Below are 12,101 nucleotides of genomic sequence, written 5' to 3' on the forward strand. Positions count from 1 at the left end.
ACGAGGACGCGAAAAAGTTCTACCGCGCCCACGCTATCGGATAGCGGGGCAGGGCGCTCGAAACGCCCCGTCCCGCTTTGCCGATTTATCGGTTCGTCCGCCCGGCGAGGAACGCGAGCAGATCGTGCCTGGTGACGACGCCGGCGGGCTTGCCGTCGATCAGCACGAGCGCGCCGTCGGCGCCCTCGAGCGCCTTCATCGCGGCGCTCACCTGCTCGCCCGCGCCGATGGTCGGCAGGGGCGGCGACATGTGCGTCTCGAGCCGGTCGGCGAGCTGGGCCTTGCCGGTGAACAGGGCGTCGAGCAGGTCGCGCTCGTTCACCGCGCCGACCACCTCGGCAGCCATCACCGGCGGTTCCGCGCTGACCACGGGCATCTGGCTCACGCCGAACTCCGACAGGATCGCCACGGCCTCGGCGACGGTCTCGTTCGGGTGCGTGTGCACCAGGCTCGGCAACGCACCGCTCTTCTTGGTGAGCACGTCGCCGACCGTCGCGCCCGAGGAGTCGGGCGGGAGGAAGCCGTAGGACGACATCCAGGCGTCGTTGAAGACCTTCGTGAGGTAGCCGCGGCCGCCGTCGGGCAGCAGGACCACGACGACGTCGTCCTCGGTGAGCCCTTCCGCGAGCTTCAGCGCGGCGGCGACCGCCATGCCGCACGACCCGCCGACGAGCAGGCCTTCCTCGAGCGCGAGCCGGCGCGTGGTGTCGAACGAGTGCGCGTCGGACACCGCGATGATCTGGTCGGCGACGCCGCGGTCGTAGGTTTGGGGCCAGAAGTCCTCGCCGACCCCCTCGACCAGGTACGGCCGTCCTGAGCCACCGGAGTAGACGGACCCCTCGGGGTCGGCGCCGACGACCTGCACGCGGCCGTCGCTCACCTCCTTGAGGAAACGGCCGGTGCCCGAGATCGTGCCGCCGGTGCCGACGCCCGCGACGAAGTGCGTGATCTTGCCGTCGGTCTGGCGCCAGATCTCCGGGCCGGTGGAGCGGTAGTGGCTCTCGGGGTTCTCGGGGTTGGCGTACTGGTTGGGTTTCCAGGCGCCGTCGATCTCGCGGACGAGCCGGTCGGACACGTTGTAGTAGGAGTCCGGGTGCTCGGGCGGCACCGCGGTCGGGCAGACGACGACGCGGGCGCCGTACGCGCGCAGGACGTTGCGCTTGTCCTCACTCACCTTGTCCGGGCAGACGAACACGCACTTGTAGCCCCGGCGCTGCGCGACCATCGCCAGCCCCACGCCCGTGTTGCCCGACGTCGGCTCCACGATCGTCCCGCCGGGCCGCAGCTCACCCGACGCCTCGGCGGCCTCGATCATCCGCAGCGCGATGCGGTCCTTCACGCTGCCGCCGGGGTTGACGTACTCGACCTTCGCGAGCACCAGCGGCTTGAGCCCCGTGGTGAGGGAGTTCAGCTTGACCAGTGGCGTGTTGCCCACCAGGTCCACGATGTGCTCGGCGTACTCCACGTCTGCGCTCCTGCCCTTTCCGCGCCGGATCTCGGCGGCGTGCCCAGCCTAAACGCCGGACCTGCGGCGCTGTCCACTCAGGCGGGCGGCGGGGGCGCCGGTTCCGCGGGGACTAGGACGGCCCAGTGCTCCTCCCACCCCTCGACCGGCTTTTCCGCCCCAGCCCGGCGGCCAGCTGCGGTCGACGTCGGTGCGGGTCGTCGCGCCGCCGAGGCGGGCCATGACCCGGTCGCCGAAGAGCGACGGCCCTTCGAAGGCGGCGCCCGTGAACGTGTCACCGATCCCGCCGAACACGGCGCCGCGGAAGTCGGCGAGCCCGAGGAAGCGGCTCTGCGGAAACTCGGCCTTGCTCGTGAACTCCGTGCCCCGGAACTCCGCCAGCTCGACGAAAGTGGTGCCGTAGCAGGCGATCGAGCGGAGCCGGCAGTGCGTGAGCGAGAGGCGGACCAGCCTGGCGCCGGAGAAATCGAGGTCCACGTCCGGCCAGAACGCGGGGTTGTCGTCGGTGCGCCCGGGCCGCAGGTGCAGGCAGAGGATGCGCTGGGCGGCCGCGCGGACTTCGACTTCCTGATGGGTCTCGGTGGCGGCGTCCTCGGGGTCGAAGGGCATCCGCAGGTACGCGCAGAAGAGGTTGACGATGGTCTGGCGCGGCTCCGGGTGTTCCTGGGCGAGGCGTTCGAGTGCGTAGAGCCCCGCGAACCGGACCGGGGCCTTGTCGCTGCCGAGCTGGTCCGCGGCTTTGCTGTAGGTGTCGGTGAAGCGCCGTTGGGTGGCGTCGTGGTCCTTCTGTTCCAGGTCGAGCTCGGTCGCCCGCTGGCGCCGCGCGGCGAGCAGCAGGGCGGCCGCGCCGCCGGTGCCGACGACGACGTTCGCGGCGGTGCGCAGCGCGTCGAGCCGGGCGGTGTCCTGCGGGCTGCCGCCGCCGAGCGTCGTCAGGAGGAGGAGCGCGGCGGCCGCGGCGACCGCGATCAGGCCGGCTCCCCACCACAGGATCGTGCTCGTGCGCAGGGCGCGGCTCCGGTTCGTCACGGCGGGGATCTTCCCATCGGAGTGGCACGCATCGCTCTCGGCTTTGCGACAACGCGCACAGGCGGCACTATGGTGAGCAACCGCTTAGTGCACACCGACCCGAGGAAGTGTCACGCCATGCCCGAAGCTGTCATCGTCTCCACCGCCCGCTCCCCGATCGGCCGCGCGGCCAAGGGGTCGCTGGTCGACCTGCGTCCCGACGACCTCGCCGTGCAGATGATCCGGGCGGCGCTCGACAAGGTTCCCCAGCTCGACCCCGCCGACATCGACGACCTGATGCTCGGCTGCGGCCTGCCCGGCGGCGAGTCCGGGTTCAACATGGGCCGCGCCGTGGCCGTCGAACTCGGTTACGACCACCTGCCCGGCTGCACGATCACGCGCTACTGCTCCTCCAGCCTGCAGACGACCCGCATGGCGATGCACGCCATCAAGGCGGGCGAGGGCGACGTCTTCATCTCCGCCGGCGTCGAGGCCGTGTCGCGGTTCGCGAAGGGCAGCTCGGACTCCTGGCCGGACACGCACAACCCGCTGTTCGCCGACGCCGAGAACCGCACGAAGGCCACCGCCGAGTCGGGCACGGACAGCTGGCGCGACCCGCGCGCGGACGGCCTGATCCCCGACGTCTACATCGCCATGGGCCAGACCGCCGAAAACCTGGCGCGGCTCAAGGGCATCACGCGCGAAGAGATGGACGAGTTCGGCGTGCGCTCGCAGAACCTCGCGGAGAAGGCGATCGCCGACGGGTTCTGGGCCAAGGACATCACGCCGGTCACCCTGCCGGACGGCACGGTCGTGTCGAAGGACGACGGCCCGCGCGCCGGCGTGACGCTGGAGGGCGTCGCCGGCCTGAAGCCCGTGTTCCGCCCCGACGGCCGCGTCACCGCCGGCAACTGCTGCCCGCTCAACGACGGCGCCGCCGCCGTGATCGTCATGTCCGACACCAAGGCGCGCGAACTCGGCCTCACGCCGCTCGCCCGCATCGTGTCGACGGGCGTGACGGGCCTGTCGCCGGAGATCATGGGCTACGGCCCGGTCGAGGCGTCCAAGCAGGCGCTGGCCCGCGCGGGTATGTCCATTTCGGACATCGACCTGGTCGAGATCAACGAAGCGTTCGCCGCGCAAGTCATCCCGTCCTACCGCGACCTCGGCATCGACCTCGACCGCCTCAACGTCAACGGCGGCGCCATCGCCGTCGGCCACCCGTTCGGCATGACGGGCGCCCGCATCACCTCGACGCTCATCAACTCCCTCCAGCACCACGACAAGCAGTTCGGCCTCGAAACCATGTGCGTCGGCGGCGGCCAGGGCATGGCGATGGTTCTGGAGCGGCTTTCTTGAGGTAGTCGGGTTTGAGTTAGTCGCTATGGGGAAGGCCGCTCGCGGGGTTCGCGGGCGGCTTTCTTCGTTGTGGGGCATGGCGGGCGCGTCACGGTGCGCGGCCGGCGATGTTCTTGGCGCTCGGCCACGGCGGATCGACTGCCCTTCGGGCGGCACGAGGCCGCCGTCGGAGAAAGGGCCGAACCGAACCCGTCGGCGCGGGGTGGCCGAGGAGGGCTGCTCGCGCGGCGGAGCACGGGCAGCCCAGCGGCTGTCAGTGGAGGGGCACGGCGGGGGTTGCGGGGGTGCCGGCGTCCGCGGCGGCGGGTGGGGTCGGCGGTACGAAGCGCTTCTTGGGCAGGAAGAAAGCCGGCACGAGGCAGAGGTGAGGATCACCGTGGCCCAGACGAGGGTGGTGGCGAAGGAAGCTATGGAGAAGGCTGCTCGCGGACTGTTCGCGGGCGGCCTTCTCCGTTGTGGGGCATGGCGGGCGCGTCACGGTGCGCGGCCGGCGATGTTCTTGGCGCTCGGCCACGGCGGATCGACTGCCCTTCGAGCGGCACGAAGCCGCCGTCGGAAAAGGGGGCCCGAACCGAACCCGTCGGCGCGAGGTAGTCGCGGAGGGCTGCTCGCGCGGCGGAGCACGGGCAGCCCAGCGGCTGTCAGTGGAGGGGCACGGCGGGGGTTGCGGGGGTGCCGGCGTCCGCGGCGGCGGGTGGGGTCGGCGGTACGAAGCGCTTCTTGGGCAGGAAGAAAGCCGGCACGAGGCAGAGGGTGAGGATCACCGTGGCCCACAGGAAGGTGGTGGCGAAGGAGTCGGCGGTGAGGGTGGTGGCGGCGGTGTGCGTGGCGGGGTTGAAGGTGGCCGCGGTGGCGGCCAGCTGGCCCTGGCTCGTCGGGACACCGAAGCGCGTCGCGAGGAGGGAGGCGAGGATGATCGACATGACGGCGGAGCCGATGGCGCCCGAGGTCTGCTGCAGGATGCTCGTGGCCGTCGACGCCTTGGCCATGTCGGCGGGCTGCAGGGTCTGCAGCGCCGCCGAGGTGATGGGCATCATCGTGCAGCCCATGCCGATGCCCATCACGAACGCGGCCGACAGCAGCAGCGCGTACGGCGTGTCCGGGCCGACCTGGGTGAACGGGATCATGCCCACCACGATCAGCAGCAGGCCGGGCAGGACGATGCGGCGGGCGGCGATCTTGTCGGCCAGCCGTCCGGTGAACGGCATGACGACCATCGCACCGAAGCCCTGCGGCGCGAGCAGGAGCCCGGCGTGCAGGGCGGTTTCGCCGCGCACCAGCACGAAGTACGTGGGCAGCAGCAGCATCGCGCCGAAGAAACCGATGCAGAACACCGACAGCGTGATCATCGAAACCGAGAACGGCCGGTTCCTGAACAGGCTCAGGTCCATCAGCGGGTCCGGCACCCGCAGCGCCCGCAGCACGAACCCGACCAGCAGCAGGATGCCCGCGAGTCCCGGCAGCCAGACCTCGACCGCGGTGATCGTGCCCGTCGACGCGAACCGCGAGACGCCGAAGATCAGCGCCGCCAGCCCCGGCGACACCATCAGCAGGCCGAGGAAGTCGAAGCGGCCCGTCGGCTGGGCCTTGTCCTTCGGCAGCAGCCGCAGCCCGAGCAGGAACGCGATCACACCGATCGGCACGTTGATGTAGAAGATCCACCGCCAGCTCACGGCGTCGACGAGCCAGCCGCCGAGGATCGGCCCGCAGATCGGGCCCAGCAGCATCGGCACGCCGAGCACGGACATCACGCGCCCGATGCGCTGCGGCCCGGCCGTGCGCGTCAGGATCGTCATGCCCGCCGGCAGCAGCATGCCGCCGCCGAGGCCCTGCAGCACCCGGAAGACGATCAGCGTTTCGACGCTCCACGACAGCCCCGCCAGCATCGAGCCGACCAGGAACGTGCCGATCGCCAACAGGTACAGACGTTTCGTGCCGAACCGGTCCGCCGCCCAGCCCGTGACCGGGATGACCGTGGCGAGTGCCAGCATGTAGCCGGTGACGACCCACTGGATCGTGTCGAGCGAGGTCGAGAACTGCAGCGTGAGCTTCTGCAGCGCCACGTTGACGACCGTGGTGTCCAGGATCGCCATGATGGCGCCGAGCACCACTACCGACGCGACCTTCAGCACTCCCCGGTCGAGTTTGTCGTCGAGCCCGGTGGCCGGACTCGGTTGTGCGGACATGCGGAAACCATCCCCCTCTGCCAGGTACCGGAAGCCGCGCAAGCCCGGCGTCCGGGTCCCCCTTGCACGACGTCGTCGAGAGTAGAGGAGGGGTCTGACAAAAAGCGAACGGTTTCGCCGACGGAAAAAGCCGGTGAATTTTCGGGCCCCGCCGAAGGTCCCGGTGACTGTCCCACCTGCGGCGAAGCACCAGCAATTCGTACGGTGCGTACGCACTCCGTCGCGCGAAGCACACCATTTTCGGGGCGCACGTGGAAAAGGCGCCCCGTGGAATCACGGAGCGCCTTCTCGGGAATCCCGCGCGAACGTCAGTCGCGCAGGTACGACAACAGCCGCAGGATCTCGAGGTACAGCCACACGAGCGTGGTCATGAGGCCGAAGGCCGCGTACCACGCCCACTTGGCCGGCATGCCCGAGCGGATCATGCGGTCGGCCTGGTCGAAGTCGAGCAGGAAGCTGAACGCGGCGATGCCGATGACCACGAGGCTGAAGATGATCGCGATCGGGCCGCCGTCGCGCAGCGGGTTGAAGCCGAAGAACAACGCGGTGAGCAGGTTGACCAGCATCAGGACCACGACACCGCCGATGGCGCCGACGATCCACTTGGTCAGCTTCGGCGTGACCTTCACGGCGCCGGTCTTGTAGACCACCAGCATCGCGATGAACACACCCGCGGTGCCGATCAGCGCCTGCAGCGCGATGCCCGGGTAGACGAGTTCGAACAACCCGCTCAGCGCGCCCAGGAAAATGCCCTCGGCGGCCGAGTACAGCAGCGTGAGCGGACCGTTCGCCTTCTGGCCGAACACGATCACCAGCGAGACGACGAGCCCCACGATCAGCCCGCCGAACAGCGCGCCGAGGAGCGGCCCGCTCATACCGGTGACCCGGCCGAGCCCGTCGACGAGCAGCTGGGACTGGGCCCAGATCGCCGTGAGGACACCGAAGAGCAGCGCGGTGCCCAACGAGAGACCGGTCTTGACGACGACGTCGTCGACCGTCATCGGGCGATCGCCCGAACCGGCGGCCATCTGCCCCGGCGCGTATCCGGGGACACCACCCTGGCCCTGGGCGTACCCGTAGGGCTGCTGGTCGAAGCCGACGTTCGGCCCGTACTGCCCCTGGGCGGCCGAGCCGCGGGGCAGGTTGCGGAACGCCGGGTTGCTACTGGAACGCACCTGATCCTCCTGGATCTGCTGGCACCTTGCATCGGGTTCAACGACCGCCCGGGCCTGCTGGTTCCCGTTCGAGAGCGTCGAGTAAAGAACACTTTACCCACGAACTCGATCAGGTGGCCCGACCCGCGCCGGGCTACACCGTATGCGACCGAGATCACGACCGTTCACCGCAGGTCACCCGATGGCCCCTAGACAATCCGAGTGATCACCCGCGAACCTTCACTACGCGTGTTCGGGAAGTGACCGAAGGCGTGTCGGGGAGTTGTTCGATCGTGTGACCTGCGGCGACGCACAGGCGTCGGAGCAAGGCACGTTGAAGGAGTCAACACACCATGGGGTGGTCTTCACGCCCGCGCGCCCGCCTGCGCTCCGCTGCCGGCCTGGTCGCTGCCGCGCTGGTCGGCGCGCTCTCCGTCACCGCGGCCGGGACGACGCCCGCGAGCGCCGCTACGAAGGAGGGCGTCGGGCTCGAGCTCAAGCCGGGCCAGTCCGTCGAGGGCAAGCCGGCGAGCCGCAACTGGCTGGGGTCGTACCTGGTCGGCGGCAAGCAGGTGTTCTGCGTCAGCTTCCAGCTCAAGGCACCGGACACCGACGAGAAGTACAAGCCCGGCGACGAACTGCTCACAAAGTGGGGCGAGAAGATCCCCGCCGACCACGCGGCGAACATCTCGTACTTGCTGCTGCGCTACGGCGACACCAAGGACGCGAACACCGCGGCCGCGCTCGCGCACCTGCTGCACTCGTGGACCGCGGCTCCGCGCCCCGGCCACGACGACCTCAACCCGAACCTGTCCAAGGCGGAGATCGGGTACGACGCCGACTTCCACCTCAAGGGGCTCAAGGCCGAGTCGCAGGCCGCGTACGACGACGTCGCGAAGCTGACCGCCGACGCCGAAGCCAACCGCGGCCCGTGGACCGCGTCGGTGACGCCGCCCAAGGACGACCAGCACCTCGGCAAGGCGGCGACCTGGACGATCACGGTCAAGAACGCCAAGGGCACCGGGGTGCCGGACGTCCCGGTGAAGATCGACGCGGCCGACGCGACGCTCGCGACCGATGCCACTGACTCCGCCACCTCCGCAGACGCCGGCTCCGGTCAGGCTGGTCAGACTTCGGAGCAGACGAGCGGCAGCGCGACCGCCCAGGGTGCGCAGACCGAGACCACGCTGAAGACCGGCTCCGACGGCACGGTCTCGGTGAAGCTCACGCCGACCGGCGACCAGCCGAAGCTCTCCACATCGCTGTCCGCGCCGGCCGACCGGCCGTACGTGCAGAACCCGGTGAACACCGGCATCCAGAACGTCGTGTCGACCGGCGGCGAGAAGACGCTGACCGCGCAGGGCGTCGCGGCCATCGCGAAGCCCGGCGAGGTCCAGGTGACCAAGAAGGACGCGAAGACCGGCAAGGGCATCGGCGGCGCGACGCTGCGGATCACCGGCGCGGACGAGAAGGCGGCGGCCACCGGGCAGGACGGCAAGCCGCTCACCGGTCCCGATGGGCAGCCCGTGGTGGTCACGACCAGTGGCGACACCGGCGCGGTGACCGTCGACAACCTGCTCGCGCCGCAGGACGTCTGCGTCGTCGAGGTGAACGCGCCGCCGGGGTACGAGAACGCGTTCGACCCGAAGAACCCGCCCTCGGTGTGCGGCTCGCTGAAGCCGGGCGACACACTGGCGCTCTCACTGGTCAACACGCCGAACGAAGTGCCGCACGCGATCCCCGCCGGCGACCAGCCCGTGGCGATGGCGAAGGGCGCCGTGGACACGAGCTACTCGGCGCCGGGGCTGATCGGCCTCGCCGCGCTCGCGCTCCTCGGTTCGGCTCTGGTCGGGTTCGCCGCGCGCCGGGCGTCCCGGAGGTAAGCGAGAGCGGTAGGGGTATGGCAAGCAAGAGCCGGTTGATCACCGGTTTCGTCCTCGGCGCGGCGAGCGTCCTCGGAGTGGAACTCGCCACCGTCGTGATCAGCGCACCGCCGACGACGGTGGTGGCCGGCACCGCGCAGCCGGCCGCCGCCCTCGGCGTGGTGCCTTCTCCTTCGCCCGCTCCAGCTTCGTCGGCACCGCCGCCGGTTTCGACGGCGCCGTCGTCGGCACCCGCGGCACCGCCGCCCGCCGCGCCGGTGGAGCACAAGCAACCCGGACCGCAGAAGCCGGGCACGATCCGGCTGCCGGACGGCGGGACCGCCGCGATGGTCCGCCAGGGCCTCGGTCCGGGCAACACGCTGCCGGTGCCCTCGGACATCGGCCAGGCCGCGTGGTGGGGCGCCGCCCTCGACGCGGTGAGCGGCGCGAGCGTCTTCGCCGGGCACGTGAACTGGAAGGGCGCGACGGGACCGTTCGCCGAGCTGTGGAACGAGCGCATCGGCGGCGAGGTGACCATCGTGGACAGTGCGGGCAAGACGTCGCAGTACCGGATCTCGCAGCTGATCACCGTGCACAAGGACGATCTCGCCGGCCGCGCCGACGAGCTGTTCGGGCAGGCCGGGCCGCACCGCGTGGTGCTGGTGACCTGCGGCGGCCGGTGGGTCGGCGGGAGCGACGGGTACGAGGAGAACCGGGTCGTGATCGCGGACCCGGTCTGAACCGGCTCGGTGACGCGAGCGCCCCGGCGGGATTCCCGCCGGGGCGCTGCCTTTTCGTGCCCGCGGCCGGGGCACCGGCGGGCACCGTTGTGCGGTCCGCACCGGCGCGAGTGGACCGTTCGCGCCGCGGCCCGCCCGGTGTGAACGGTCCGTTCGTGCCGCTCACCGGGACTCGGGCCGCCGCAGAAAGCGCTCTCGACCAGCAGGACCCCCGTGCGGCCACAAGTTACTAGCGAGTAACATCACCCCGGCACGCTGTGGTCAGCACGGCGTCGATGCAGCAGAATGCGCAAGGGTCCAGCGGCGAACGGCGGAGGGTGATTCGGATGGCGACGTTCTTGGTGACGGGGGCGACCGGCTTGATCGGACGCCAGTTCACCCGGCAGCTGCTCACGCGGCCGGACGCGGACCGCGTCGCCCTCGTGGTGCGGGCGGGATCGCGCGAGAAGCTGGCCAAGCTGGTCGACAGCTGGCCCCACGCGGAGCGCGTGACGCTCGTGACCGGGGACCTCGGCGAGCCCCTGCTCGGCGTGTCCGAGGAGGACCGCGGCGACCTGCGTGGAGTGGACCACGTGGTGCACCTCGCCGCGCTCTACGACCTCACCGCCGACGACGAGGCGAGCATCAAGGCCAATGTGGACGGTACGCAGCACGTCGTCGACCTCGCCGCGGACCTGCGCGCCGGCTGCCTGCACCACGTGTCGTCCGTGGCCGTCGCGGGTGATCACGAGGGCCTGTTCACCGAGGACATGTTCGACGTCGGACAGCGGCTGATCACGCCGTACCACCGCACGAAGTTCGAAGCCGAAAAGCTGGTGCGCGAGCAGCACGAGGTGCCGTGGCGCGTGTACCGCCCCGCCGTGGTCGTCGGCGACTCCGAGACCGGCGAGATGGACAAGATCGACGGGCCGTACTACCTGTTCCCCGCCATCAGCAGGCTCACCGGGCTGCCCGATCTGCCGATCGTCGGGCCGGACCTCGGCGACACCAACGTCGTGCCGGTCGACTACGTCGCCAAGGCGCTGCTGAACCTCGTGACCACACCGGGTGTCGACGGCCGCGCCTTCCACCTCGTCAACCCCGAGCCGCAGCCGGTGGTGTCGGTGTACAACGCGTTCGCGCGGGCCGCCGGCGCGCCGACGATCACCGTGCAGCTCGGCGAAGGCGTGTCGAAGGGGATCGTCGGGCTGGCGAAGCTCAGCGAGCACATCCCGGGCTTCACGATCGCGCGCGACGCGGTGCTCGAGCGCCTCGGCATCCCGCCGGTGCTGCTCGAGACGATGGCGTTCCCGTCGGTGTTCGCGTCGGCCGAGACGCGCAAGGCGCTGGCGGGCACCGGCGTCGAGGTGCCACGGCTCGACGACTACGCGGCGACGCTGTGGCGCTACTGGCGCGAGCACCTCGACCCGTTCCGCGCGCGCAAGCACGGCCCGCGCGGTGAGCTGGACGGGCGGCGCGTGATCATCACCGGCGCGTCGTCGGGCATCGGGCGCGCGACGGCGCTGAAGGTCGCGGCCGCGGGCGGCGTGCCGCTGCTGGTGGCCCGGCGCCAGCACGAGCTGGAAGAGGTGCGCGACGAGATCATCGCGGCCGGCGGCACCGCGGCCGTCTACCCCGCCGATCTGACCGACGAGGATTCGGTGCACAAGGCCGTCGACGCGATGCTCGCGGAGCACGGCCGGATCGACATGCTCGTGAACAACGCGGGCCGTTCGATCCGCCGGTCGATCAAGCTGTCGTACGAGCGCATGCACGACTACGAGCGCGCCATGGCCATCAACTACTTCGGCGCGGTGCGGCTGATCCTCGCGGTCCTTCCGCACATGTCGGAGCGCAAGTTCGGGCACATCGTGAACGTCTCCTCGATCGGCGTGCAGGGCATCGCGCCGCGCTTCTCCGCGTACGCCGCGTCAAAGGCCGCGCTCGACTACTTCTCGCGCATCGCCGCGACCGAGACGCACGGCGACGGCATCACGTTCACCACGATCCACATGCCGCTCGTGCGCACGCCCATGATCCGGCCGACGAAGATCTACGACGCGTTCCCCACGAAGTCGCCGGAACAGGCGGCCGACATGGTGATGAAGGCGCTGATCGAGCGGCCGAAACACATCGGAACTCCGGCGGGGCAGGCGATCGGCCTCACCTACGCGCTGGCGCCGGGCCTCACCGACGCGATCGCGTACCAGGGTTTCCGGATCTTCCCGGATTCGACGGCGGCAGGCGGCTCGGGCCGGCTCAAGATCGGCCGCGGGGAGAAACACTTGTCGCGCGCGGCGATGGCGCTCGCCCGGTTGTCGCGCGGGTTCCACTGGTAGTCACGGAGG

Annotated in this window: 8 protein-coding genes; 4 read left to right on the forward strand and 4 right to left on the reverse strand. The window is 70.5% G+C overall.

From position 1 onward, the window contains the following. Positions 1-85 precede the first annotated feature (85 nt). Together ACIA77_RS25880 and ACIA77_RS25885 are read right to left on the reverse strand one after the other, a co-directional pair. Positions 86-1,465 carry a cystathionine beta-synthase gene (locus tag ACIA77_RS25880; RefSeq protein ID WP_395888549.1) on the reverse strand — a complete coding sequence of 460 codons (1,380 nt, stop codon included), beginning with the start codon at positions 1,463-1,465 and terminating at the stop codon, positions 86-88. 48 nt (positions 1,466-1,513) lie between these two features. Next, a complete protein-coding gene (locus ACIA77_RS25885; RefSeq protein WP_395888550.1) occupies positions 1,514-2,494 on the reverse strand; it encodes a pentapeptide repeat-containing protein in 981 nt (326 codons plus the stop codon). A 117-nt stretch (positions 2,495-2,611) separates the two neighbouring features. On the opposite strand from ACIA77_RS25885, the gene ACIA77_RS25890 reads away from it, so the two are divergent. Further along, positions 2,612-3,832 (forward strand): acetyl-CoA C-acetyltransferase, encoded by a 1,221-nt coding sequence (locus ACIA77_RS25890; protein WP_395888551.1) that lies wholly within the window; start codon positions 2,612-2,614, stop codon positions 3,830-3,832. A 641-nt stretch (positions 3,833-4,473) separates the two neighbouring features. Here ACIA77_RS25890 and ACIA77_RS25895 read toward each other — a convergent pair. Beyond that, on the reverse strand, positions 4,474-6,018 hold the full coding sequence (locus ACIA77_RS25895; RefSeq protein WP_395888552.1) for a DHA2 family efflux MFS transporter permease subunit: 1,545 nt from the start codon (positions 6,016-6,018) through the stop codon (positions 4,474-4,476). Between the two features lie 308 nt (positions 6,019-6,326). After that, positions 6,327-7,193 (reverse strand): Bax inhibitor-1/YccA family protein, encoded by an 867-nt coding sequence (locus ACIA77_RS25900; RefSeq protein WP_395888553.1) that lies wholly within the window; start codon positions 7,191-7,193, stop codon positions 6,327-6,329. Positions 7,194-7,525: 332 nt separating this feature from the next. Between ACIA77_RS25900 and ACIA77_RS25905 the strand changes: the two genes are divergently transcribed. The 3 genes from ACIA77_RS25905 (at position 7,526) to ACIA77_RS25915 (ending at position 12,092) form a co-directional block, all read left to right on the forward strand. Next, positions 7,526-9,055 (forward strand): collagen binding domain-containing protein, encoded by a 1,530-nt coding sequence (locus tag ACIA77_RS25905; RefSeq protein WP_395888554.1) that lies wholly within the window; start codon positions 7,526-7,528, stop codon positions 9,053-9,055. A gap of 17 nt (positions 9,056-9,072) precedes the next feature. Beyond that, positions 9,073-9,774 carry a class F sortase gene (locus ACIA77_RS25910; RefSeq protein ID WP_395888555.1) on the forward strand — a complete coding sequence of 234 codons (702 nt, stop codon included), beginning with the start codon at positions 9,073-9,075 and terminating at the stop codon, positions 9,772-9,774. A gap of 326 nt (positions 9,775-10,100) precedes the next feature. After that, positions 10,101-12,092: an SDR family oxidoreductase gene (locus ACIA77_RS25915; RefSeq protein ID WP_395888556.1), complete on the forward strand. Its 1,992-nt coding sequence runs from the start codon at positions 10,101-10,103 to the stop codon at positions 12,090-12,092. The last annotated feature ends 9 nt before the right edge of the window (positions 12,093-12,101 follow it).

It is taken from the genome of Amycolatopsis sp. NPDC051903, from assembly GCF_044452505.1.
GTDB lineage: Bacteria > Actinomycetota > Actinomycetes > Mycobacteriales > Pseudonocardiaceae > Amycolatopsis.